A 24,870-nucleotide genomic window follows, 5' to 3' on the forward strand; every position below is an offset into this window, starting at 1 on the left:
GGGCCGGTCGACCGGCCGTACGGCCCCCGCGTCGTCGTCACCGGCGCGGGGGCCTTGCCGTGTCCCGCGGGCGCCGCGACCGCGGCGTGCACGGACGCGATGCGGCACCATGTCCCGCATGCCTACCGCACACCCCGCCGCGCCCGCCGCCACCATGAGGGATGCCGTGACCGCCGCCACCTGCTGCGACGCCTCCCGCGCCGGTTCCTGCGGTGCCTCCAAGTGGTCCATCGGATCCGACCGCTCACTCCTGTCCCTGTGGTCGCGCGGCTCCGTCCTGTCGATCGCGTCGGACGGCTCGGTGCTCTCCATCGGTTCGATCGGGTCGGCCGCCTCCGTCGCGTCGATCGGCTCCGCGCTGTCCGCGCTGTCGGTCGGTTCCTGGCTCAGCGTCGGCTCCGCACTGTCCGCACAGTCGCGCTGGTCGGTGCTGTCGTGGCGGTCCACCCGCGGACGCCTGACCGCGCACGCGACACGCCGCACCCCCGAGGCGTCGCGTCGGGTCGCCGCGGCACTGGCCCTGGTCGGCATCGCCGCATGCGCCACCGCGCGTGCCGGAGGCCGCCGGGCACCGGGCCGGTCCGTCGGGTGACCGGGCCGGCCGCTCGCCGGCGCCGCCCCGGGAACGCCCCTTTGCCCGGGCTTCCGGGCCGGCCGCGAGCGGTCGGACCGCAACGTTCCGGTCAGCCGGCCTGAGGCAGAGACTCCAGGTCGTTCAGCGTCTCCAGGTACGGCGCCGGACCCGTCAGGACGGCCGCCCCGCCGACGGCGTACCGCCCGCTGTTCAGCCCCCACTCGTAGTTGCCGCGGATCCAGTTGCCGGTGCCCTCCACCGCGCGAGCGACCGACTCCCTTTCCCGGTCGGTCAGTTGCAACTCGTCACACATCGCCGGGACGCGCCGGTGCAACTCCACGACCTCGTCGAGCAGTTCGTACGTCATGCGGATCGCCTCGTCCAGCGCCGCCGAACGCGAGCAGCGCAGGTGGCGTTGCAGCACGGTCACCAGGTTGTGCTGGTCGCCCCGAGACTCCTCGCGGTCGAGCGAGTGCACGTCGTTCATGTACGCGATGCAGTCGGTCGTGGCCTGCCGCAGCCGGCGCATCACCGTGTGGGCCTGCACCTGCGGCGGCACCTCGAAGCCGCCTATGCGCTCGACGGCGTCGAGTGAGTGCTGGAGGCCGACGGTGTGCTGGCGCAGTGCTGCGTAGCCGTCGACGTCGATCACCTCGCGGTTCGTCGCCAAGTGGATCTCGCAGACCGCCGCGGCCATGAACCGCGCCCAGTTGCTCGCGAACCGGTTCTGCCACGTCTCGGACATGCCCGCGCACATCTGCGGCCAGATCTCCACCCAGGCGAGCGTCACTGGGCAGACGATGTCCGGAGGCGTGCCGACGGGGCGGAACGGAATCGCGATCATCTCCCTCGCCACCGCCGACACCTGGGCCGGGCGGTCGCCCGAAGCGTCGAACTGGTCGTCGAAGAGGAAAGCGAAGCCGAACCAGTTGACCAGCATGTCAAGGTCGTCGCCGACCGCGTCCGGGTACGTCCGCGCGGCGGCCTGCGCCAGGTCCCACGAGGCGTACTCGCGTAGGCCCGCCGCACCGCGTACGAGCCGGTGGTCCCACGTCCAGTCGAGGTTGCGCTCCCTGGCGCGGTCCAAATCGGGACTGATCCGGGAGGGGAATGGAATGGTGAAGTGAACAGACTGTGGCATTGAAGTCTCCGTTCGACTCAGCCGACGACCGGTGCCCCGGCTCCCACCCGAGCCGCCGAACGATCGTTCCCACGACTCGACCCACCTGTACCCCGGGGGGAAACGGCCCGCAAGGTTCCGGGCGGGAGGAATTGCCCGGGGTTTCCCCACTGTGACCGGAACGGTAATTCCCAAGCAGTTTCGGCCAGTTGCGGTCAGGGCTACGCTGCGCAAACCGATCGGACGGGCGTCTTCGCAGGTCGTGGGGCCGGCGGACGGGCCGGCGACCACCGGGGCCCGAGGCGCTCGTGGGGCAACAGGCGAGATGGTCGGCAGGTGTCGCCGCCGGGAGAATCGTCCGGTTCTCGTCGCTCCGGCCGCGTGTCGCGCGTGGCGCAGGCCCAAGATCGCACGCGTACTCGCGATACGCCGGCCACGCGGCCGAAGTCGGTGAGGCCGGCCGCAAGGCCGCGGTCGTGCGGGTGGGTTCGGCCGCGTGCGGGGGAGCCGGCGCCGTTCCGGTCGCCGCACCGGCACACTGGAGCCTTGATCCGAGCGTGTGATGAGATGACGCGATGAGCACTGAGGGTGTCCGCAAGACGGATGCCGCCGTGGTGAACGGCGACGATGCGACGGCGGACGCCCGCGAGGTGGCCGGTGCCGGCCCCGACACGTCCCGGCCCGGGGCCGGACCCGGGCTGACCGTTTCCCCGGACGCGCCGGCCGACTCCGGAGACGTTCCGGCCCGGCTGCGCGGCCGGCTGCTCGGCCGCATGCGCCGCGACGTGCCGGGGGAACCCCTTGTTCCCGGGCATTGGGGCCTGCTGCTCGCTGCGCTCGGCGGGCTGGTGCTGTTCGCGTCGTTCGAGCCCGTCGACCTGTGGCCGCTCGCGTTCATCGGCCCGGGAATGCTGATCGTCGCGTTGCAGGGGCGGCGGGCCAACCAGGCTTTCCGCTACGGCTTCGTGTTCGGCGTCGCCCTCTTCGCGCCGCTCGTGCTGTGGCTCGGCAACCTCGGCTGGCTGCCCTGGATCGCCCTCACCCTCGCCGAGTCCGCCCTGTTCGGACTGCTGACCATGCCCGTCCCGGCACTGCTGCGCCGGAGGGCCTGGCCGGTGTGGGTGGCCGCGTGGTGGATCGCGGTGGAGGCGATCCGCGGACGCCAGCCGCTCGGCGGGTTCCCGTGGGGCCGGCTCGCGTTCAGCCAGGCCGACTCACCCGCACTCGGCTGGGTCACCGTCGCCGGGGCGCCGGGACTCAGCCTGGTCGTCGTACTCGTCCCCGTCACCCTCGCCTGGCTGGTGCTCGCCGGGCGCGGGCGCCGCAGGCCCGCGGTCATCGGCCTGGCCGCGTCGCTGGCCGTGGTCGCGGCCGGGCCGCTGCTCCTGCCGGCCCGCAGCGGCGGCGGGCAGGAGGTGACCGTCGCCGCCGTGCAGGGCAACGTGCCGCGCGCCCGCAACCTGGAGGAGCAGGCCCGCGTCCGCAACGTCACCGAGAACCACGTCAAGGCCACGCAGCAGCTCGCCGCCGACGTCCGCGCGGGCCGGGTCGACCGGCCTGAACTCGTGCTGTGGCCGGAGAACGCCACCGACGACGACCCGCGCACCGATCCGTACCTGGGCGCCCTCGTGGACCAGGCCGTCCGCGACATCGGCGCGCCGATCCTCGTGGGTGCGATCCTCGACGGCGGCCCGGACGACCGGCCGTACAACGCGGGCCTCATGTGGCGCCCGCCGACCGACGCGAATCCCGGCCCCGGCGAGTGGTACGCCAAGCGCCACCTCGTGCCGTTCGGCGAGTACATCCCGATGCGCGACGTGTTCGGCGGCCTCGGCGACCTCCAGCTCATCCCGCGCGACTTCGCCCCCGGCCCGGACGAGCCGGTCCTCTTCCGCACCGGCTCCATAGTGCTCGCCGACACCATCTGCTACGAGGTCGGCTACGACGGCAACGTGCGCAGCACCGTCACGCCCGGAGCGAACCTGATGGTCGTGCAGACCAACAACGCCACGTACGAGCGCGGCATCAGCTTCGGGCAGAGCGAACAGCAGCTCGACATGGCCCGCATCCGTGCCGTCGAGCACGACCGCGCGACCTTCGTCGTCTCGACGGTCGGGATCAGCGCGGTGGTCGCCCCGGACGGTTCGATCATGGCCGAAACCGGGCTGTGGGAACCCGGAGTCCTCGTCGAGACGGTCCCGCTGCGCGACGGCACGACCCTCGCCGACCGGGTCGGCTACTGGCCCGAGCTGGCGGTTTGCCTGATCGCCGCATATGCGGTGCTCAGCGGCGTCGACTGGACGCGCGCGGCGGCCCGTGTCCGACGCCGCCGCGACGCCGGCTGACGATCCTGCGGCGGGTCAGTCGACCCGCACGACTCCCTCGGCCGTCTCGAAGAACACCGCCTGCAACCCCGCGTCGACGTCGTCGTCGGGCGGCGTCCAGTCGACGTCGACGTCGTCCAGCGGATGGTTCTCCGGCTCACCCAGCCACGCCGAGACCGTCGCGGGGCTCCCGGCGATCGCCAGCTTGCGGATGCGGACCGCCGTGCGCGTGCCCGCCGACGGGTGCTCGGCCATGTCCCGCCACTGGATGATGTACGGAAGCTGCGGGTCGTCGATCAGGTCCAGCACACCGATCTGACGCCACCGCAGATCGTGCCGGTCGGGCCGAACGCGGTGACCCTCGACCGCCGACCGGCCCAGCCGCTCCTCGACCGGCTCGATGTCGTCGACCCGCGCCACCCAGCCGAGCCACCCGCCGCCCAGATCCGCACGCTTCTTGACGGCCCGGCCGAACGGCGCTCGGTCGGCGGCGGGGTGGTCGAGCGGCGTGACCACCTCCAGATACGTGCCGCCGGCGAGCGGCAGGACGAAGTTGCGGGTGCCGAAGCGCGGGTGCACGCCGCCGTCCTCGAAGGGCGCGCCGAGCATGGAGCCGAGCCGCCCGACGGTCGAGACGAACTCCTCGGGGGAGACGGCGTAGGAGACGTGGTCGAGTCGCATGCCGCCGCTACTGCCCGTGCCGATTGGCGCCAACCGCGCAGCTCCGCCGTTCCCTCCAAGGACGCAACGCGGCCACGCGCCGCAGGCAGGCCACCGTGTTCATCGGCGCCCGCGCTCGTTGATCCGTCCGGTTGGAAACAGCCGCCACCGCATCCGTTGCGTCCATGAGCAACCCTGCCTTTCGGGAGCACCGTATGACCGATTCCCTTGCCCGCGCGTCCGTGACGAGGCGCGGATGACCGCAACCACGAGCGCCACCGAGGCCGGCGCGCCCGAACCGCTGTCCGCAGGTTCGGCCGCGGCGCTGCACGACGACCCCCGCTTCCGGGAACTCCGGCTCCGCTTCCGATGGTTCGCGTTCCCGCTCACCGGGATCTTCCTCGCCTGGTACCTGCTGTACGTGCTGCTGTGTGCGTACGCCCGCGGCTTCATGGCCCGGGAACTCGCCGACCACATCAACGTGGCGCTCGTCTTCGGCCTCGGCCAGTTCGCCGCGACGTTCCTCAGCGCATGGCTCTACGCCCGCTACGCGGCCCGCCGCCTCGACCCGCCGGCCGCCGCCCTCCGCGCGGCCGACGCCGAGCGGAGCGGGGTGCCGGTATGAGTGATCACAAGACCCTGACCATCGCGTTGTTCACGGTATTCATCGCCGCGACGCTGGCCATCACGATCGTCGCGGGCCGCCGCACACGCAGCGCCGCCGACTTCTACGCGGGCGGCCGTGCCTTCTCCCCGCTGCAGAACGGCGTCGCGATCGGCGGCGACTACATGTCCGCCGCCTCGTTCCTCGGCATCGCCGGCATCCTCGCGCTGTCCGGGTACGACGGCTTCCTCTACTCGATCGGCTTCCTCGTCGCGTGGATCGTCGCGCTGCTCCTGGTCGCCGAACCCCTGCGCAACAGCGGCCGGTTCACCATGGCCGACGCGATCGCCGAACGCCTGCGGTCCCCACAGGTGCGCGTCGCCGCGGGCATCTCGACGATCGTCGTGTCGATCTTCTACCTGCTCGCCCAGATGGTCGGCGCGGCGTCCGTGGTCTCCCTGCTCCTCGGGGTCTCGTCCGACGCGTCGCGGATCTGGACGATCGTCGCCGTCGGGGCGCTGATGATCTTCTACGTCACGGTCGGCGGCATGAAGGGCACCACCTGGGTGCAGATCGTCAAGGCCGTGCTGCTGATGATCGGCGCGTGCGTCATGACCGTATGGGTGCTCGCGAAGTTCGACTTCTCGCTCGCCGGACTGCTCGGCGCGGCCGCCGACCAGTCCGGACGCGGTGACGGGTTCCTCCAACCCGGCCTGAAATACGGCGCGACCGACGGCTGGTCGAAGCTCGACATGATCAGCCTCGGCATCGCGCTCGTCCTCGGCACCGCGGCGCTGCCGCACATCCTCGTGCGCTTCTACACCGTCCCCGACGCCAAAGCCGCGCGGAAATCGGTCAACTGGGCGATCGCCATCATCGGGTCCTTCTACCTGATGACCCTCGTCATCGGATTCGGCGCGGCGGCCCTGGTCGGCAGCAAGACGATCAAGGCGGCGGACCCCTCGGGCAACACCGCCGCGACCCGCCTCGCCGAGTTCCTGGGCGGCGGCCCGGGCAGCACCGGGGGCGCGGTCATGCTCGCCTTCATCGCGGCCGTCGCGTTCGCCACGATCCTGGCGGTCGTCGCGGGCCTCACGCTCGCGTCGTCGTCGTCCTTCGCACACGATCTGTACGCAGGCGTCCTTCGCCGCGGTCGCACCACCGACGCCGAGGAGGTCAGGGTCGCCCGTGTCGCGGCCGTCGTCATCGGCGCCGTCGCCATCGCGCTGTCGGTGTTCGCCCGTGAGCTCAACGTGGCCTTCCTGGTCGCCCTGGCGTTTGCGATCGCCGCGTCGGCGAACCTTCCGGCGATCCTCTTTTCCCTGTTCTGGCGGCGCTTCACCAAAGCCGGCGCCGTCGCGGGAGTCTTCGGCGGCCTGATCTCGGCGGTCGTCATGGTCGGACTGTCGCCCATCGTGTGGGGCGGAGCCAGTTCCACGAAACCGGCCGTCACACTCAGCGCCGCCCAGGCCGACAAGTGCGGCGTACCGGCCGGCAGTCGCGAGGTCGGCAACCCGACGGCGCTGGTCTCGTGCACGGCTGCCGCACCGATCCCGCTGGAGAACCCCGGCCTCGTGTCGATCCCGGTCGGCTTCGCGTGCGCGGCGGCGGGGACGCTGCTGACCGGTCGGCGGCGCACCCCCGAGGACGACACCGCCTTCGACGAACTGGAGGTGCGCGCGCTGACCGGCGTCGGCGCGCACTGACCCCGACGGGCTGTCCGGCAAACCGGCCCCCTGCCGTGCCGGGCAGCCCGACAACGGCACATGGGGTGGACGTCACACGGCAGGCACCGGCCGCGCCCTATACCACCGATGCGGTCACGACCACCACCCCTCGCCCCGACCCGGTGACGGCACGCCGCGCGCGGTACGTCACAGTGGATGCCATGGCTCCAACACCTCGCACACCGGGCCCGGGCGCGTTCCGGGCCGTCGCGCTGGCGGCCTTCGGAATCGCGCTCTTCCTCGGCGCGCTGATGGTCGGCGACGACACGCAGGACCTGCACGACGGCGCCCACGCGGGCGACGCGCTGAGCGGCATGGCGCACATGGCGTCCGGACTCGGCGAGCCGAGCCTGAAGCGGATGTTCGGCTGGTATCCGGAGCCGCTGTTCGTGGCCGGTTCGATTGTCGCGGTACTCGCGTACGCGGCCGGTGTCCGGAAGCTGCAACGACGCGGCGACCGGTGGCCGATCGGCCGGACCATCGCCTGGCTCGCCGGCGTCGCGTCGATTCTCCTCGCGACCTCGACCGGGCTCGCGGTCTACGGAAACGCGCTGTTCAGCGTGCACATGGTCCAGCACATGATTCTCAGCATGCTGTCGCCCATCCTGCTGCTGCTCGGCGCCCCGATCACCCTCGCCCTGAGGGCCCTGCGCCCGGCCGGCAAGCGCAAGGACGGCACGCCGGGCCGCGGCCCGCGCGAGATCCTGCTCACCGTGCTGCACAGCCGCTTCGCCGCGGTCATGTCGTCGCCCGCGGTCACGCTGCCGCTGTTCATCGCCAGCCTGTACGTGCTCTACTTCACGCCGTTGTTCGACCTGGCGATGGGCAGCATGTGGGGGCACCGCTGGATGACGGTGCACTTCCTCGCGGTGGGGCTGCTGTTCTTCTGGCCGATCATGGGCATCGATCCCGCGCCGCGCAAACACGGTTACGTCATGAAGATGCTGGAGCTCTTCGCCGGGATGCCGTTTCACGCGTTCTTCGGCGTGGCCGTCATGATGTCGTCGTCGCTGATCGTCGACTCGTTCGCGGCGCCGCCCGCCTCGTGGGGCACGGACGTCCTGGCCGACCAGCAGATGGGCGGCGGCATCGCGTGGGCGTTCGGCGAGGTGCCCACGGTGATCGTGCTGCTGGTGATCTTCTCGCAGTGGATGAACTCCGAGGAACGCCTGGCCCGCCGCAAGGACCGCGCGGCCGACCGGGACGGCGACGCGGAACTCGACGCGTACAACGCCTACCTCGGCCGGTTGGCGCAAGGGCGGCCTGCGGGCTCGCCTTCGAAGACCCCGCCGGAGGGTTCCGCGGCGGCGCCCGGCGTGGCCGCGTCCGCCGGCGCTGCGCCTGCCGAGGCACCGGCTCCCGGGAGCAACGCCGTAGTTCCGCCGAGGTAGCCGGTCAGCGGGGCTCGGCCGGGTCCGCCGCGTCCGCCTCCGCCTCGCGCACGGCGGCGGAGCGGCGCCGGCCGGTCATCGTCTTGAGCGGTACGAGCAGGAGCCACGCCAACATGGCGTTGGCACCCCACAACCACGCGAGGGGGATCGACGCCGCGAACACCACGACACTGGCCGCGAGATCGGCCACCGTCGCACCGACCAGCGCGGGCGGCATGGGATCGGCGTTGAGCCACGGCCGCCGGGCCCGCACGACCAGGATGCCGATCTGGGTCAGGTCCATCGCGGCGATGTTCGCCGCGTAGAACGCGACCGACGCCGGCTCGTCGGCGTACTCCGAGATCAGCGAGGTCGGGAACGGCAGCAGTGCGACGAGGCCGAGCCCGAGCAACGTGACGGCGACCAGCGGCCGGTCGACCGACCGCAGACCTCTCAGGACGCGCCCGTGGTCGAGCCAGAAGATCCCGATGATGAGGAAACTCAGCGCGTAGGCGTAGAGCTTGGGCGGCAGATCGCCGAGCTCCTCGCCGTACGCGGCGGAGTCGAGTCCCTGCGGCACGGAGATGTCGAGCACCAGCAGCGTCATGGCGATCGCGAACACTCCGTCGGAGAGGGCGACCAGGCGATCCGGCCTGTGCTGGTCGCCGTGCCCGGTTTGCTGCGCCATGGGCCGACCTTAGGCCGTGGCGAAACCCTTGCCGGGAGCACACGCCGGAGCCGGCGCACTCCCAACGCCCGGCACCGCAACCGCACCGCGCCTCGCGTTGTCGCACACCCGTGCCGCCGTGCCCGGCATCCCACCCGAGCCGATCCCAGCCCGAGCTGTGGGCGGCCTGTGCCCTGCCGGGAGGGCCCACGGGTGTGGCCGCCGGCCACGACAAGAGAGGTGGGACGACACACTCCGGAATCGGATCGCGCCCCAGCCTCGGTCCGCGCGGGAACCGGCCACCCGAACGGGCGGGTGGTTCAGGCCTCGTCGTAGTAGCGGGCCTCGATGACGTTGCCGTCCGGGTCCTGGAAGTAGAACGTGTGCGGCGCGAAACCCTGGGCGCCGAACGAGTGTTCCAGCCTGGCGGACGTGTCGCCGCCTTCGGCTTCGACGCGCCCGCGCAGCGCGTCGAAGTCGGAGCGGGCGAGCGCGACGCACACGTGGTTGACCCGGTGGCCGGACGCGCCCGCGGTGTGGAAACTCTCGTCCACGGCCGACGCGTCGGCCCGGGCCATCAGGTCGATGAGCGAATGCGGCGACACACGCACACTGGGGAAGGGCGCCGTGCCGTCCCGGAACTCCTCGGCGCGGACGCCTTCGAAACCCACGACGCGCTCGTAGAAATCGAGCGCGCGCAGTTGGTCGTCCACCCAGATCACGATGTGGTCGATGGTCCCCTGCACGCCACCACGTCCTCACCGGGCCATTGGTTCACGGCCGCCAGGCGGCCTCGGGGTCGTCGAACATCGTAGCCGGATCGGGGAGGATCACCGCGCTCAATGGTTGGCGCATCCAGTTCCGGTCGATGCGAACGCGCATCGCGTGTTCCATCAACGCGAGGCAGGACGCGCCCGGGGCCGCCGGCTCCGGGCGGACGCCCTCCGCCCAACGTGGCAGCGGCACCGTCGACCCGGCAGGCGTCCGGTTGCCGCCGACCGGATCGAACAACGCGCGTACGCGGCCGTCTTCGGCGTACATGACCTGGCGGTCGCCGTGCATGTCCCAGTAGGCGCTGAAGAACCGCCCGCCGCCCGCCGACGCGCGGCGCGCGATCTCCGGGATGCTGCCGTGGTACCCGGTGTTCTCCATGGTCACGATGCAGGAGCCGGCGCGGACGATCAGCATGGGGTGGAACGAGCCGGCTTCGGGGATGGCCAGCAGGTCGCCTATCTGACGGAACGTCATGATGCGGCGCGGGGCGCGGGTGCCGCCGAACGCGGCGACGGCCTCCTCCTCGGAGCGACCGGCGATGACGCTGATGGTGAGGGCGACGAGGCCGTCGACCTCCGCCCATCGGTAGCGCTCGACCAAAGTGTCCGGCATGGGAGTCTCCCGCCTGTTGTGGCCGTTCTTGCTCCAGAATGCCCGCCGCGACCGACAACGGAGGCACGTTCACGCTGCGCGAACTCGCGCTCACCCGATCCAGTGAATTTCCCCTGCGGGTTCGCCACACTGCGTGACATTGCGGTTGCCTCAAGTGATCTTCGTGCTAACGCCGGTGAGGCCTGCCGGAGGAACGATTCACCGGGGGCCGAGCACTTTGCCGTGCCCGGTGAACCGGCGGGCGCTCACGGGTCTCCGGCGGTCAGCACGCCGAGGTGGTCGTACGCGGCGGCGAGTGCGGAGTCGTCCGGGCCCGGTACCCGGCGCCGCAGATCCACGATCCCCGGCGCGAGGCTGCGGGCCGCCTCGGTGCGCCCGAGCCGCAGCCAGAGGGCCTGCGCGGCATCCGCGGCGGAGCGCGCGCCCGGGTCGTCCGGGTGGGCAGCCTCCGCCAACCGGTGTGCGAGCGCCGTGTATTGCCGTGCCGCCGTCGCGAACAGCCCGGCGGAGGCGGTGAGATGCGCGCGGACCTCGTAGGCGTTGAGGGTGTACGGGTGCGCCGGCCCGTGACGCGCCTCGACACCGCGCGCCAATTCCTCGGCGAGGGTGAGCGCCGCCACGTGGTTGTCGCTTGCGGACGCCGCCTTGATCGCCTTGAGGTACGCGCGGACCTCGTCGGGCGGGACGTCGGCGACAGGGCCGCCCGACGTCGTCGACGCTGCGGACGTCGGCCGGCCGGCAGCGGGGGAACGGCCGTTCACGGGCGCCGGATCAGCGGGCGGTGGCTCCGGGGACGGTGTCGCCTCGGTTTGCGGCATCGCCTGGGCCTGCGGCGTCGCGTCGACATGTGCTGTCTCGGCGGCCTGCGCTGTCGCGGCCGGCGGCGGCGGGAACACTGGTGCCGTCGGGCCGTTTCCCGCAGGCGCAGGGTCGGGTTGGGCGGCGCCGGTCGGCGCGGCCGGGGCCGGGGGCTGCGGAGACTCGGGAGGGTGTGCCGGTGCGGCGCCCGCGGTGTCCTCGCGTGCCGGGGCCGCCGGTTGAGCGGTCGTCAGGCGGGCCAGTCGTGCCCTGGCCACGTCGAGAGCCCGGCGGCCCGGGCCGGGGACGTGCTCGCGTACCGCCACCAGCCGTCGGCCGGTCGCGATCGTCGGCGCGTCGTCGTCCTCCAGGCGAAGCCACAGCACATGCGCGTTGTCGACCGCGGAGATCGTGTCCGCATGGTCCGGACCGCGTGCCGCCAGGCGTACTTCGGCGATGTCGAGATACGCGGTCACCGCCTCCGCCAACCGGCCGGCCTCGGCGGTCAGGTAGGCGCGGATCTCCCGGACGTTCAATGTGTTCGGGTGATCGCGTCCCAGATCCTCCGCGAGGGCGTCGATCACGGCGTCCGCGGCACCCAGCGCCTCCTCATGGCGTCCTGCCGCGGCGATTGCCGCGACCTCGGCCAAGGCCTCGCGCAACTCCGGCGGCGGAGGCAGGGGTTCGTCGTCCGCGCCGCGCGGGTCGGGCGACGGCGACTGCGGTGGGGCGGGGGGCGTGTGAGCGGGTTCGTCGAGCGGAGGCACGACGTACACCGGCGGGTCGGCCGGGGGAGGGAACTCGGCCGGCGGGTCGGGGGCGGGGCGCGGGGCCGGGGGAATGGGCGTGGTCAGGACGGCGGTCGGAGCGGCAGGGGCCGTGCCGACTCCTGAAGTGCGGCTCGGAACCTCGGGGGGAGACACATCGGGGGCGGGCGCAACCGGCGCCGGCGCGTCAAGTGCGGCATCGTCCACGGTTTGCTGTCGGCCGCCCGGGGCCGCGAGCAGACCGACGCCTTGGGGCGGTGCCGACAGTGCGGCGGCATATGCCGCCGCAGGCTCGCGGGCGGAGGCTCCCTGACCGAGGACCAGGCTGCGCAACGCCATGACGGCCGGGCCCAGTTCGCGGGCCCGCGCGACGTTCGGCAGCATGAGCCACAGCGCGTGGGCCGCGTCGGCGGCGGCACGGGTCACGGCGTGCCCGGGACCGTGGATGCGGGCGCTGCGCTGCGCTGTCTCGGTGTACAGCGACACCGCCTCGTCGGTGAGCCCGGCGCGTGCGGTCAGCCAGGCCCAGGTCTCCAACGCGTCGAGGGTGTCGGGGTGTTCGGGGCCGAGGCCGTCGAGTGTCTCCATCTCGCGGGTGATGCGGCGCGCCAGGTCGAGGGCGTGGTCGAAGTCACCCGCGGCGACCGCGTCGCGGAGCTCTCCGACGCCTTCCCGGTAGTCGTGAGCGCCCAATTCGGCCTCGTCGGCACGCACCTCGGACAGCGGCGCGGGCTTCGGGACCGGAGGGGTCTTCGGAGCCGTGTGCGCGGCCGGTTCCAGACCCGTGGCATGGCCGGATATGCCGAACGCCTGCGGTGGGGAAGCCGCGGACACCGGCGGCGATGTGGGCGCAACGGGCGGCAGGCCGCTGTTGTACACGGCAATGGCCTGCTGCGGCACGGCTGTTGCGGGCAGCGGATTGGCCAGTTTCAGTGCGCTCTCGGGAGGCGGCACGATCTGCACGCTCCCGTCCGGGAGCTGCGTGCCGGCGGCGACCACGGGATGCAGCGTCGCCGCGTCGACCAGGGCAGGGCAGCCCGCGAAGCCGCGCCGCGCGGCGGCGGTCAGCGCGCGCGTGAACGCGTGGGCCCGCTCGTCGTGTGACGGCTGCCGGGTCAACACCGCCCACAGCGGGAGCCGTTCGGTGAGCCGGGCGGGAGTCACCGAGACTTCTGCGCGCAGTTGGTCGGAGGCCGTCAGGTCGGCGATCACCAGGGTCTGCCGCGGATCGCGGGCCCGCAGCGTCTCGACGAGCCACGCCCAGGGGAGTCCGTCGTAGCGCACGCTGCCCGGCGACGACGCGCGCAGGGTGACGTGCAGTTCGCCGCGGCGGTCGGGCATCAGGTGGCCGGTGAGGCACACCAGGACCGGTCCGGGGCTGGCCGACGCGCGTTCGAGGTAGCCGCGTACGGTCTGCGGCCCCGAACCGTTGGGAAGTTGGACGACGTCGGCGGGCGCACCGGGAATGAGGATCTGCGGCGGCAGCCCGACCCACCCGGCGAGCGCTGCCTCGGAATCCTCCAACGCTCGGTTCTTGCGCCGGTTCTGGGTCACCCCGGCGACCAACAGGACGAATCCTCGGAGACCTTCCCCCGTCTCGTGTGGCTGGTTCGCCGGGTACGTCCCGTACCCCGTGTATTCCGTCATGCCCACCCCCGCGCGGTGACGCGATTCCGGCCAGCAGCGGGAACCTACCGCACGCCCCGATGCACCCGGTATGCCCGGACCAACGACGGGCGACGCGGTCTGGTTCCAACCGTACGGTAACGCCTGCGAGTTGGCCGGATAGAAGGGACAATGCCCTAGTCGCTCCCGCATATGCGCGACTTCGGCGGAGTCGGGGTGCGGCTGGACACACGGGGGTGGCGTCGGGGCAGGATGGCGGAACCGGATATCGGTGGGACGCATATCGGTGAGCCGGGCACCGCCCAGTCCGGACCGCCGGGGGATCGGGGGCACCATGCGGCAGGCGGCGACGGTCGTCGGACGGCCGGGTACCAGGGCTCGTTCGGCATGCCCACACAGCGTGAGCGCGCGCGCATGCGAAGGTAGGCACGTGCGCGGGAGAGTTCAAGGCTGGCGAGACGTGCGTGGCGGCGAGGACGGGCGCCGGGGCGACGTTCCCCGGTCGGCCGATCGGGCGACACGGCACGCGTTCCGGCAGCGCGGGAACGGGACTTGGTCTGCGGTACGCCGGGCGCGCGGTCGCGCGCCGGACTGCGCGGGTGCGGTGTGAAACCCGGCAAGGCGATCGCGGGCTTCCTGGTACTGCCGTTTCTCCTGCTGGTGGCAGGGCTGTTGGTGATCGCGGCACTCGCGGGCGGACTGCCGGCGGGTCAGCCGGCGAGCCTGGCCGCCAACGGCGTGTACATGTCGGGGAACGTTCCGGCCCAATACCGCGAAGTGATCCTGCGGGCGGGGGCGCTGTGCCCGGAGGTCACGCCGACGATGCTCGCCGCGCAGATGGAGCAGGAGTCCGGCTGGCGCTCGGACGTACAAAGCCACGCGCACGCCAAGGGAGTTGCCCAGTTCATCGATCCGACATGGGCGACCTGGGGGACGGACGGTGACGGTGACGGAAAGGCCGAGGTCACCAACGGGGTGGACGCCATCCTGTCCGCTGGGCGCTACGACTGCCACCTGGCCGGCGAGATGCGCGTCCTGCTCGATGCCGGGCGTGCCCGGGGAGACATCCAGGACCTGACGCTGGCCGCGTACAACGCCGGGCCGGGTGCGGTGGAGAAGTACGGCGGTGTCCCGCCGTACAACGAAACCCAGAACTATGTGCGCAACATCCGCAAGCTCATGGACAAGTACCAGGTCATCACCCCCGCGGTCGCGGCCGGTACCCCGTTCGGAGCCGCGGTCGTGACGTTCGCCATGAACCAGCGGGGCCTGCCGTACTCGTGGGGCGGCGGCAGCGTCGACGGCCCAACGGAGGGTTTTGCCCAAGGCAGAGGCATCATCGGATTCGATTGCTCGGGGCTGGTGTTGTACGCGGTCTACCAGGCGTCGGGCGGCAAGATCACCCCGCCGCGCGTGTCACAGGCGCAGGTGACGGTGGGGCAGGCCATCCCCAGCGATTTCGCGCAGATGCAGCCGGGCGACATCATCGGCTTCGACCCCAAGCGCAACGGCGACTTCAGCCACATCGGCATCTACATCGGCAACCAGCAGATGGTGCACGCCCCCAGGACCGGAGACGTGATCAAGGTCTCGCCGCTGTCCGAATACGCCGATGCGAACTGGTCGGTCCGGAGGTACGGATGAGCGGGAGCGGTCCGCAGATGCGGGCCCAAGGGCTGCGCGGCACCGTGGCGTTGGTGGGGTTCATCGCGCTGATCGTGATCGCCGCGATGTTCGGCGGCTGCGGGCTGATCGGTTCACCGGTCGACTCCTCCAACGCGGGCAACGACACGCCCGACACGGCGAGCGCGGGCACGTCGTTCTCCGCGCCCGCCTCCATGCCGCCTGCGGAACCCCTTCCCCGCGGCACCGCAACGCCGACACTGCCGCTGCCGAGTCTGGACACGGCGTCGCAGAAGGACGCGGGGCAGGTGTCGCGCGCGGCGCTGACGGTGATGTACACGTACGACACGACGACCGACACCACGACGCAGGACGCTGTGTTGCGTGCGGCGCCCTGGATGACGGGGAAGTACGCCGCGACGCAGCGCGAGCACCTGAGCCGGTCCGCCCCGGGGCTGCTGTGGGCGACGTGGCGCGAGCACCGGGCGTACACCGAGACGACGTTGCGGCCGGGGACCGAGGCGGCCCCTTCGGATACGGCGACGTCGGCTTTCCGGCAGTGGCTGGTGACGTACACACCTGTGGGCCGCGACGGTTGGCGTGGCGATCCGATCACTGAGGTGGCGTACGTCGTCCTGGAGCGGGCGACGGCGTCGGAACCGTGGCGGGTGTCGGACATGCGGGTGAGTCCGTCGTGAGCGGCGTCGGGGTTGTGACGCCGGATGAACGGCCGGCAGGACGGGGAAGGGGACGGCGGCATGGCCGGCGGAACGCGGGGCCGTGACGGGAACGGCGAGCCGCCGGCGGAGACCGGCGCGGCGGGTGCGGCGGGTGCGGACGCGCGGTCCGGTGTATGGCCCCAGGGCGGACCGGTGGACGAAATTCCGACCCCGGCTTGGCTGTTGGATGACGAAGCCGATGGCGGCGACGGGACCGGCAAGGCCGGCGAGGCGGGGCGTGCGGCGGACGCCCCGGCCGACGGCCCGGCATCGGCGGCAGATCGGGGTGTGACCGGTGGCGGCGCGGTCGCGGACGAGGGCGCACGCGTCCGCGTGGCGCCCGAGGAGCCATCGGCCGGGCCTCCCCCCTGGGCGAGTCCGGCCCCGGCCGTCCAGCCGCCGCCGGAGCCGACTCGCGTGCCCCCGCAGCCGCCCGTCATCGCGCGCCCCCCGCGCCCGGCCCCGGAGCCGGAACCGTTCCGGGTGTTGCCGCCGCCCGCGGACGTCGCGCGCCCCCCGTGGACCGCGCCTGCGCACGCGCCGGGATCCGACGCGCCGGGCACGTCGTTCGGCGGAGCGGCGGCGACGACCCCGTCGGCCGTCGACGACCTACCGGGTGAACCGCCGTCTGCTACCGGGCTGTTCGGGGTGGCGTCACCGACACCACCGGCCCCGTCGTGCCCTGGCACCGCGTCGGCCGACGACGCCCTGCCCCCGCCGGTCGGGGAGCCGTGGGGGCAGTTTGCGCCGCCCCCGCCCAGGAGCGGTCCGGAGGTCGGTCGGCAGGTGCCCCCGATTCCGCCGGAGCCGCCCGCCGGACCGGAACCGCAGACCGCGTTCCGCTGGGACACCGCCGCAGTGCCCGACCCCGACACGGAATCGGACCCCGACACGGAACCGGACCCGTTCCCGGCCGCCGCGTACGCCGAGCAGGACGAACCCCGCCTGTCCGTCACCCCGTGGCGGGCAGGCGAGGACGGCGAAACCACCGTCCGGGAGAGCCCGGGAAGCGGCCGGTTCGGCGGCAGGCGCGGCGACGAGGATCCGTGGGACGGGCAGTTGCGTCGTCCGCCGCTGTTCCGGCGCCTCGTCGTCGCGACGGTGGTCTTCGCCGTGTTGGTGGGGGCGTTCATCGTGCTCGCCTTGGTGAACCGCGGCGACGACGACAACGATTCGCCGCCCCCGACGGACCCGCCCCGCAGCGCCGCCCGGGGCGGTGAGGCGGTCTTCCCCGCCGCGGCGCCCGAGGGGTGGTCGCGCACCGCCGCGTGGACCGTGCGGGTCACCGCACCGGCCGAAGGGGCCGCCCCCATCGCGGCGACCACCGAGGCCGTGGCGGTCGTCACCCCGGAGCGCAAGGTCGCGCTGCTCGACCCCGCGACCGGTCGTGTCCTCCGCACGTTCGCGCTGCCGCCGGGGGAGTACCGCGGCATCAAGGTCACCGATGTGGACGGCGTCGCGTCCGTGCTCGCGCACTGCGGGGACCGCCTCGTGTACGCACCGGCCGACGGCTCGGCGGAACCCACGACGCTGGACGTGCCCGCGTCGGCGACCGTGGTCCATGGGGGACGTTCGCCGCTCGTGGTCGCCGACCCGCAGGTTTTCGTCATCCGCGACGGCCGCATGAGCGAGGTCCGCATGCCGCCCGGCGCCACGGCGATGGGAGCGGACGGGGAGACCGTGATCGCGGTGGACCCGGCCGGGCGGTGGTGGAACGTCCGGCCCGGGCAGGACGCGGTCGAGGTTCGGCCCGTACCGCCGCGTCGGGATGCGGCGGTCGTCCGGATGGCTGCGGCGGGCCACAACACGGTCGCGGTGCTGTGGACCGGGCCGAACGACGCCGCGGTCACCGCGGTCCTGCACGACGCGGCGACCGGACAACCGCAGATCAGCACCGACGTGCCACGCGAACAGATGGAGAAAACCGCATGGGTGTGGGGCGCCGACGGACACGTCGCGGCGCTCGGTGCACTGGTGTTCGATCTTGACGCTCGGAAAGCTCATGTTCGTTCGGGGTTCGGTCCGGTGATTGGTTGGGGCAACCTCCTGTACGGACACAACACCGACGACCCGCGGACCGCACTGGCCATCGACGCCACCGACCCGACCCGACCGGCCATCCCCCTCGGCCAAGGTGTGCCCCTCCCGTGGGGCGGGCCCACCGGGGACCTCATCCTCATCCTCGACACCAGGGACTCGACCGCACCGACCTTGTACGCACTGAACCCCGAAGGGAGTTCGCCGAGGAAGGATCCGTCACCAGGGACGCCGGGCACGGATGCGACCGGACCGCCGGCCGCGACGCCCGCACCCGGCGGGACGCCGTAGACACGGCACGCACTGCGCCAACTGCCGTACCGCTGCCCGTTCCTGACGACCACGCACCGCCGCTACCGTCCACCGCACCGGCATAGTCGGACTTGTGCCGGGGCACTGCCCGCCACGACCACCAGGCACCACACCCACGCAGGAGTTCGCATGACCGTAAGTCCGGACGCCCGAATCCTTCGGGCCGTTGTGCCACAGCGGCGCACGGCGGTGAAGGCGGTGGCGCGTCGGGGTGCGTCGGTCCGGGCCCTGCTGGTGCTGCTGGGCGCGGTCGCGGCACTCGTGCTCGGCTGCGGGCAGGCCTTCGCGTCCCCCGCGGCCGCTCCCGGGGCCGCCAACCCCGCCGCGGAGCCGCTCAGCCGGGTACGCGCCCCGGCCGCGCCGGGGCCTACTCCTCCGCCCACGACTCCTCCGACATCGCCGACACCGGGCGGCAGCGCGACACCGACTCCGACGCCTTCGGGGAGCGGTGGCACGGGGGGCGGTTCCTCATGCGACGCGTTGCCCAGCCCGGCCAAGGAGGAATGCCTCTCAGGTGGCGGCACCGGTCCCCTCAACTTCGCGACCGACCCCCTCGGCGCCATCGCTCAGGCGACCGCCGAGGCGGCCGTGTGGTTCATCACCAAGCTCGCCGTCGCCATCAACGCCACCACCAGCGTCGACTTCACCAACCCCGGCTTCATCAAGCAGTACGCGGTGGTCTTCGCGGCGTCCGCGTTCCTCACCCTGATCGTGTGGATGGTCGCCGTCACCAAGCGGGCGGTGCGCGGGGTGCCCTTGGGCACGGCGCTCGGTGAGGCGGTGGGCTACTTGTGGCTGGCCGTCATGGCGTCGGCGTTCACGCCCGCTGTGCTGCACTTGTCCGTGTCCGTCGTGGACTCGATCACCGCGGCGATCGCCAGCGGAACGAAGCAGGACACCGACCAGTTCCTCGCGGGGTTCTCGGAGGGACTGGACCCGCAGAGCCTGGGCGGGGGGCCGGTGACGCTGATCTTCGTGTCGATGTTCGCGATCCTCGCCGCGATGATCCTGTGGATCGAACTCCTGGTCCGGGCCGCGCTGTTGTACGTGGGCGCCATCCTCGGCACGGTGGTCTACGCCGGCATCGTCAACCGCGACCTGTGGGGCCACGTGCGCCGCTGGGCCGGGATGATGGTCGCGATACTTCTGGCGAAGCCGATCATCGTGATCGTCCTGGGCCTGGCGATGGCGGCGTCCAGCGGTGCCGAATCCGACGACAAGCTCGCCGCGGTGCTGACCGGGTTGGCGATCATGTTCCTGGCCATCTTCGCGTCCGTCATGGTCTACCGGTTCATTCCCGCCCTCGGCGACGATGTCGCGTCGCTCCGCGCGGGTCGCATGGAGATGACGGCCGGCACGAAGTCCGCCCTGACCGGGGGCACCGCGTCGTACGTCAAGGCGGGCATGGGTGTGCACGCCGGCCGTGCGACGAGCGGCGGTACGGCGACGGCGACTGCGTCGACCGGCGCGCCGTCGTCCGGTTCCTCCGTCGCGGGCGGGGTCACGTCCGGCGTCTCCGCACACGGGCGGGACGCGCCGTCGTCTTCCGGCGGCGGCCCCGCGCTGCAGTCGCCTCGCTGGCTGGAGGGCAATTCGGGGCCTGCGACATCGTCGGCCCCCAGCATCCCGCACACCGCCGATCCGCCGGCCCCCCGGACCCCCACGACGCGCCGCCCGGACTGAGACTCCGTGCGGGCCGGCTGCCGTGGCGTGGGTTCCATGCCTCAACGTGCGGGTTCACGGGTAGCAGCGGGGGATCCGTCCGACCGGTCCGTGGGAGGCAGCCGTCGTGGAATCCTGGTTCGACCCGCTCCTGAAGTTCGCGGACTCCGCGTGGTCGTATCTGCTGGTCAGCGTGATGGCTTTCCTCGACGTGCTGGTCCCGATCGTGCCGAGCGAGACGGCCCTCATCACCTGCGGCGTCTTCGCGACGGTGGACGGAACGCCGAACCTGTTCCTGTTGATCGCGCTGGGCGCCCTCGGGGCGTTCGCGGGGGACAACACGGCGTACGCGATCGGGCGGTGGGCCGAGCCGTTCGCCACCCGGCGGCTGCTGTCCGGCGAGCGCGGCAGGAAGGCTCGGGCGCAGGCTGAGAGGTGGCTGGCCGACTGGGGCGGGGTGATGATCATCGTCGGGCGCTTCGTGCCGGGCGGGCGTACGGCGGTCTCGGTGACCGCGGGTCTGGTCCGGTACCCGTGGCCGAAGTTCCGGCGGTTCACCGCGATGGGCGGCCTGTTGTGGGCCACGTACTCGACCATGCTCGGGTATTGGGGCGGCGCGGCGTTCAAGGAGGAACCCCTCAAGGGCATTCTCGCGGGCCTGATCGCCGCCGGGATCATCACGGTGCTGGTCGAGATCGTGCGGCGGGTGGTGTCCGCCCGCCGCAAGAGGAAGCGGGCGCAGGCGCACCGGGAGTCCGAAGACTCCCGGAACCGGGTGTCCTGACGCTGTGTCAAGATCGGGTCGGTTCCGTTCCGCAGTGACACACGCCGAGGATGTCCGCCGTGCTTGAACTTGCCACCGCCCTGCGCCTCGCCTGGCCGGATGTGGCCGCCGCCCTGGTGCGGCGGTTCCCCGCCGAGGTCGTGCGGACGCTTGCCGAGTACGCCGAACTTCGCCCCGACACGGTGGCGAGGATCCTCGCGGACGGCGAGTTCGACGTCGTCGGCTACTTCACCGGGGGGCCGCGCGGGAAGCACGCCACGGACCTGCTGCTCCGGGCCGCGCGCCTGGGCGATCCGGCGACCGCCGCGGACCTCTACCGGCGGCGGAACGACCTCGATCCCGCCGTTGTCGACGCGGTGCTCGCGAACATCGCCGACCAACTGGACGACGGCTGGTACGCCGGCGACGGGCTCGTCGAGCAGATGCGCCGCGCACTGCACGCGGACCCGGTCGCCGCCGCGACGTCGCCGTTCGCGGCCCTTGTGTACACGGCCGCCGCCGACTCGTGCGCGAAGGTCCCCTTCGCGGTCGCCGTCGACCTGTGCGTCGCGGTGGCCGACCGCGGGACGCCCTCGGATCTGCGTGCCTTGGCCAAGGAGGATCTCGGCCACCCGGGGTTGGCCGCGATGCTGCTTCAGGCCGCCGACGCGCCGTCGCCGTCGGCCCACCTCGCGGACCGGCGGCCTCCCGAGGAGTGGATGGACCCGGAGGCGGTACGGGCGTTCGTGCAATTGCGGGTGGCTCGGCGCCTTCCGCCCGTTGATGCTCCGAAGCCGCCGCTGGACTGGGAGCTGATACGCACGGAGCACGAGCGGGCACCCTTCTCCGACATCGGCCTCGCCTGGCTCACCGGTTGGGACGACTGCCCGGCCGACCTGGTGAAGGCCGCGTTCCGCGAGGATCCGTCCTCGGTGACCGCGAGCGCGGCGCGCATCACCTCGGACATGCTCGACGACCGGGTGCTCGACCGGTGGCCGCGCGCGTTCGCGCAGGGTCTGGAGCGCGGGCTCGCGCAGGGGTCGGTGACCACCGACCTTGTCTTCGCGGAGGTGAGGCCGGCTTCCCGCGTGCTTGCCTCGCTGCCGGACACGCCGTCCGTCGCGGACGCGCTCGGGGAACTGTTCGCGCCTCTCGGCGACGATCCCGGGAGGTGGCTCACGCTGTACGCCCGGCTGCCCCGTTTCCAGGGGACCGCCAGGGAACTCGTCCGCGATGTGTGCGCGGCGAAGCCGACCGAAAGGTGGCCGCGCCCGCTGGACGCGGTGTTCCCCGCGACCGAGCCGGAGAACACCCGCGCGGTCTTCCTCCGCCTGGTGTGCGCCATGCCGGACGCTGTGGCGATTGCGCTGGCGCCTTGCCTGGACGTCCGTGCGGCACAGCACCTGCTGGTCTTCCACACCGTTTCGGACGCCGTGCGGGACGCGGTCGTGGCGGCGCACGGTACGGCGGCCCTGGCCGCGTACGCCGCTTCCTACCGGCTGACCGACGCCGAAGTGCAGTGGCTGCTGGACCACGACGAACCGGCGGTGGACGCGATGCTGTTCGCCCACGCGCGGCTCGGCGACGACGAGCGGGTGCGCATATTGTCGGGCGTCCTTCGGGCCGGCGGTCGTCGGCGGGTCGGCGACGAAGTCCTCGACGTGTTGCGGGAGATCAACCTCGGGCATTACCGGGCGCGGGTGACCGCGGGGCTGTCGGGCGGGGATCCGGGTGTCGCGGAGGTCATCGTGTCGCGGTTGCGGCTCGGCACGGAAGGCGGCCGGCTGCGCCTGCTCACCGCCGTCTGGGAACACCACGGACCCGGCGCCGTACGCCCGTTGCTGGACCCCCGGCGGCTGACCGCGCGGACGGTGAAGACCGTGTCCGCGCTGCTCGACGCCCCGGACGGCCTGGACCGCCTGCGTGCGAGGTTGGCCGCCGAGGACGCCCCGGACAGGGTGGTGGCGTACCTCGCGAAGAAGGCGGCCGACCCCGAGGAACTGCTGCGCCGCGGCCTGCAGGAGGGCATGCCGTTGCCGTGGCCCGAACTGGCCGAGGCGGCACGGGACGGACGGCTGCCGGCCGGGATGATCGCGCTGCTGGTCCGACAGCCCGGCTGCCCGCGCGAGTTCGGCCTGGCCGCGGTGGCCGCATACGCGGGGCTCGACGAGCACGGGACGCCGTACGAAGCGGACTGGCGCCAATGGCTTCTGCGCGAGGGCGTTCTGACGCCGGAGGAGATGCTGCGGCACGTGACGCGGCCGTCGGCGTGGCTCTCGCTGGTGGCGCACGATCCGCGCGTTCCGTGGGAGGACGTCACCGACGAACCGTGCGCGGAGGCGCGGGCGTTGACCGCCGAGCTGCTGGGCGACGACGTCGAGGCGTGGGCCGTCGCCGTCCGTCTGTTCGCCGATTTCGCCGGAACCCTGCCCGAGTTGCTGGCCACGGCCCGCTCCGCGGTGGCATGACCCCTGTGGATGACGGCCGGACGAAAATAGGTAGGTCGGATTGTCGCCACGCCCCTAGGGTTGCGGTGTGACGAAGCTGAATCAGATCATCGCGGTGGAGAAGGGCGTCAAGTCCAAGTCGGCGCAGGAACTGACCGCGGCCGGCCAGGACCTCCAGAAGCCGACCCTGCTGTCCGGCATCTCCCGGACCTACCAGCCCAAGGACGAGGACGGCGAGCAACTGCCGCCCGAGAGCACGCGGGTGCAGGTCAAGGCCGAGGACGTGCTGCGTACGACCGCGGCGACGCTGACGAGGCTGTTCGACGTGACGGCGACCAAGGACTGGGCCAACTGCGACGCGCGGGCGGACGTCGTCGTGGCGGGGACGCCGCTGCTGCGCGACGTGCCGGTGACGTATCTCCTGTTCCTGGAGAAACAGTTGGTCGACCTGCACGCGTTCGTGCGCAAGCTGCCGGTGCTCGACAGCGCCGAGTCGTGGACGCAGGACCCGTCGACGGACGCCTGGCGGACCGAGCCGGTGCGGACCGTGCGGACGAAGAAGGTGCCGCGCAACCACGTCAAGGCCGAGGCGACCGCCGAGCACCCGGCGCAGGTCGAGATGTACTTCGAGGACGTCGCGGTCGGTTATTGGACGACCGTGAAGTTCTCGGGCGCGCTGCCGGCCCGGCGCATCAACGAACTCCTCGACCGCATCGAGAAGTTGCAGAACGCGGTGAAGTTCGCGCGGGAAGAGGCCAACAGCGCCGAGGTGACCGACCGCACCGTGGGCGCCGTGGTGTTCGACTACCTGCTCGGGTAGTCTCCGAATCTCCTTCCGGCGCGGGCCGGAAGGATGCCGGCCGCCCCGATGTGGGCAGGCCGGCGCAGAAACTCAATCTGAGACTCGTCGTGAAACGCGGTCCGGTGGGGGTTCGAGTCCCTCCCCCGGCACACTCGCCGGGGTGGCCCAAGTGGTAGAGGCAGCCGCGGTCAACTTCAACGTCTTGCCGCAGCTTGAGTATGCGCCACCGGTTCCCGGGTCCACCGGGTACGGGCGATCATCGTCGGATGCGGGTTCGACTCCCGTTCCCCGCTCTCTCGTGCGGGGATGGTCCAAAGGGAAGACACGACGACTTCAGCATGACCCGTACCCGTGAACGTGTCGGGAACAGCATCTGGGTGGCAAGCCGGGGCCCGGGGGCGGGATAGGCCCCCGGGCTTCACCACGTGCGGACACGCGGGCGAAGTGCGCTTTCGTAAGAGCGCTTAGAGTAATCACGCGTACGCAAAGAGCGATGTCCCGGCCGCGGTTCGCCACGGATCGGTCGCAAACTTCTCGGTTCGGTCTTGATTCGGTGTGCGTTCCATCCCGATGTCGCCGCGGACCGCCACCTTGGGACTCCCGTGCGGGTTGAGCGTGTTGCCTCCTCCTCGTCCGTCTTGTGGTCCGTACGAGGGCGAGGTACACCGTTCGACGCACACGGAGGTGCCCGCGTGAGTACCTGGGGCTGGAAGTGCCAGCATTCGTCCTGTTCTGCCAATCGGGGACGAGACCGTCAGCGGTACCGCACAGCGCACGCGGCGGCCGTCGCCGGGCGCGCGCACACCTCGGCGACCGGACACCCCACCACGGTGGTGGAGTTCCGCTGAACGAAACGCGGCGGGGCGGGCACCGGCCCGCCCC

Annotated in this window: 18 protein-coding genes; 12 read left to right on the forward strand and 6 right to left on the reverse strand. The window is 72.1% G+C overall.

Going from position 1 to position 24,870, the window contains the following annotated elements; translation table 11 throughout:
• The first annotated feature begins 118 nt into the window (after positions 1 to 118).
• On the forward strand, positions 119 to 592 hold the full coding sequence (locus ACRX5W_RS19895; RefSeq protein WP_436789561.1) for a hypothetical protein: 474 nt from the start codon (positions 119 to 121) through the stop codon (positions 590 to 592).
• 91 nt (positions 593 to 683) lie between these two features.
• Here the strand turns inward: ACRX5W_RS19895 and ACRX5W_RS19900 are convergent, their stop codons facing one another.
• Positions 684 to 1,715 carry a terpene synthase family protein gene (locus ACRX5W_RS19900; RefSeq protein WP_436789562.1) on the reverse strand — a complete coding sequence of 344 codons (1,032 nt, stop codon included), beginning with the start codon at positions 1,713 to 1,715 and terminating at the stop codon, positions 684 to 686.
• Between the two features lie 554 nt (positions 1,716 to 2,269).
• On the opposite strand from ACRX5W_RS19900, the gene lnt reads away from it, so the two are divergent.
• On the forward strand, positions 2,270 to 4,039 hold the full coding sequence (gene lnt / locus ACRX5W_RS19905) for an apolipoprotein N-acyltransferase (protein ID WP_436789563.1): 1,770 nt from the start codon (positions 2,270 to 2,272) through the stop codon (positions 4,037 to 4,039).
• A 15-nt stretch (positions 4,040 to 4,054) separates the two neighbouring features.
• Here lnt and ACRX5W_RS19910 read toward each other — a convergent pair whose 3' ends face one another.
• Positions 4,055 to 4,699, reverse strand: coding sequence for a VOC family protein (locus tag ACRX5W_RS19910; protein WP_436789564.1), 645 nt, complete (start codon positions 4,697 to 4,699; stop codon positions 4,055 to 4,057).
• 235 nt (positions 4,700 to 4,934) lie between these two features.
• Between ACRX5W_RS19910 and ACRX5W_RS19915 the strand changes: the two genes are divergently transcribed.
• The 3 genes from ACRX5W_RS19915 (at position 4,935) to ACRX5W_RS19925 (ending at position 8,400) form a co-directional block, all read left to right on the forward strand.
• Positions 4,935 to 5,303: a DUF485 domain-containing protein gene (locus ACRX5W_RS19915; RefSeq protein WP_436789565.1), complete on the forward strand. Its 369-nt coding sequence runs from the start codon at positions 4,935 to 4,937 to the stop codon at positions 5,301 to 5,303.
• Positions 5,300 to 6,988, forward strand: a complete 1,689-nt coding sequence (locus tag ACRX5W_RS19920; RefSeq protein ID WP_436789566.1) for a solute symporter family protein — start codon at positions 5,300 to 5,302, stop codon at positions 6,986 to 6,988. Before ACRX5W_RS19915 ends, ACRX5W_RS19920 begins: the two co-directional genes overlap by 4 nt.
• A 344-nt stretch (positions 6,989 to 7,332) precedes the next feature.
• On the forward strand, positions 7,333 to 8,400 hold the full coding sequence (locus ACRX5W_RS19925; RefSeq protein WP_436789625.1) for a cytochrome c oxidase assembly protein: 1,068 nt from the start codon (positions 7,333 to 7,335) through the stop codon (positions 8,398 to 8,400).
• Between the two features lie 4 nt (positions 8,401 to 8,404).
• Here ACRX5W_RS19925 and ACRX5W_RS19930 read toward each other — a convergent pair whose 3' ends face one another.
• From ACRX5W_RS19930 to ACRX5W_RS19945, 4 genes are all read right to left on the reverse strand, one after another.
• Positions 8,405 to 9,067 (reverse strand): TMEM175 family protein, encoded by a 663-nt coding sequence (locus ACRX5W_RS19930; protein ID WP_436789567.1) that lies wholly within the window; start codon positions 9,065 to 9,067, stop codon positions 8,405 to 8,407.
• A gap of 299 nt (positions 9,068 to 9,366) precedes the next feature.
• Entirely contained in the window at positions 9,367 to 9,792 is a 426-nt protein-coding gene (locus ACRX5W_RS19935) for a VOC family protein (RefSeq protein ID WP_436789568.1), read from the reverse strand.
• 28 nt (positions 9,793 to 9,820) lie between these two features.
• Positions 9,821 to 10,432 (reverse strand): hypothetical protein, encoded by a 612-nt coding sequence (locus tag ACRX5W_RS19940; protein WP_436789569.1) that lies wholly within the window; start codon positions 10,430 to 10,432, stop codon positions 9,821 to 9,823.
• Between the two features lie 245 nt (positions 10,433 to 10,677).
• On the reverse strand, positions 10,678 to 13,644 hold the full coding sequence (locus ACRX5W_RS19945; RefSeq protein WP_436789570.1) for a hypothetical protein: 2,967 nt from the start codon (positions 13,642 to 13,644) through the stop codon (positions 10,678 to 10,680).
• A gap of 585 nt (positions 13,645 to 14,229) precedes the next feature.
• Between ACRX5W_RS19945 and ACRX5W_RS19950 the strand changes: the two genes are divergently transcribed.
• From ACRX5W_RS19950 to ACRX5W_RS19980, 7 genes are all read left to right on the forward strand, one after another.
• Positions 14,230 to 15,267: an NlpC/P60 family protein gene (locus ACRX5W_RS19950; protein WP_436789571.1), complete on the forward strand. Its 1,038-nt coding sequence runs from the start codon at positions 14,230 to 14,232 to the stop codon at positions 15,265 to 15,267.
• On the forward strand, positions 15,264 to 15,944 hold the full coding sequence (locus ACRX5W_RS19955) for a hypothetical protein (RefSeq protein WP_436789572.1): 681 nt from the start codon (positions 15,264 to 15,266) through the stop codon (positions 15,942 to 15,944). The genes ACRX5W_RS19950 and ACRX5W_RS19955 overlap by 4 nt, the downstream gene beginning before the upstream one ends.
• A 60-nt stretch (positions 15,945 to 16,004) precedes the next feature.
• Positions 16,005 to 18,293, forward strand: a complete 2,289-nt coding sequence (locus tag ACRX5W_RS19960; RefSeq protein WP_436789573.1) for a hypothetical protein — start codon at positions 16,005 to 16,007, stop codon at positions 18,291 to 18,293.
• 150 nt (positions 18,294 to 18,443) lie between these two features.
• Complete coding sequence (locus ACRX5W_RS19965; RefSeq protein WP_436789574.1) at positions 18,444 to 19,997, forward strand: hypothetical protein; 1,554 nt, start codon at positions 18,444 to 18,446, stop codon at positions 19,995 to 19,997.
• 106 nt (positions 19,998 to 20,103) lie between these two features.
• Positions 20,104 to 20,760: a DedA family protein gene (locus ACRX5W_RS19970; protein ID WP_436789575.1), complete on the forward strand. Its 657-nt coding sequence runs from the start codon at positions 20,104 to 20,106 to the stop codon at positions 20,758 to 20,760.
• A 59-nt stretch (positions 20,761 to 20,819) separates the two neighbouring features.
• Complete coding sequence (locus tag ACRX5W_RS19975; RefSeq protein WP_436789576.1) at positions 20,820 to 23,207, forward strand: hypothetical protein; 2,388 nt, start codon at positions 20,820 to 20,822, stop codon at positions 23,205 to 23,207.
• A gap of 67 nt (positions 23,208 to 23,274) precedes the next feature.
• Positions 23,275 to 24,006 carry a DUF7873 family protein gene (locus ACRX5W_RS19980; RefSeq protein ID WP_436789577.1) on the forward strand — a complete coding sequence of 244 codons (732 nt, stop codon included), beginning with the start codon at positions 23,275 to 23,277 and terminating at the stop codon, positions 24,004 to 24,006.
• Positions 24,007 to 24,870 lie beyond the last annotated feature (864 nt).

The sequence above is a fragment of the Yinghuangia sp. YIM S10712 genome (assembly GCF_051388935.1).
Taxonomy (GTDB): Bacteria; Actinomycetota; Actinomycetes; order Streptomycetales; family Streptomycetaceae; genus Yinghuangia.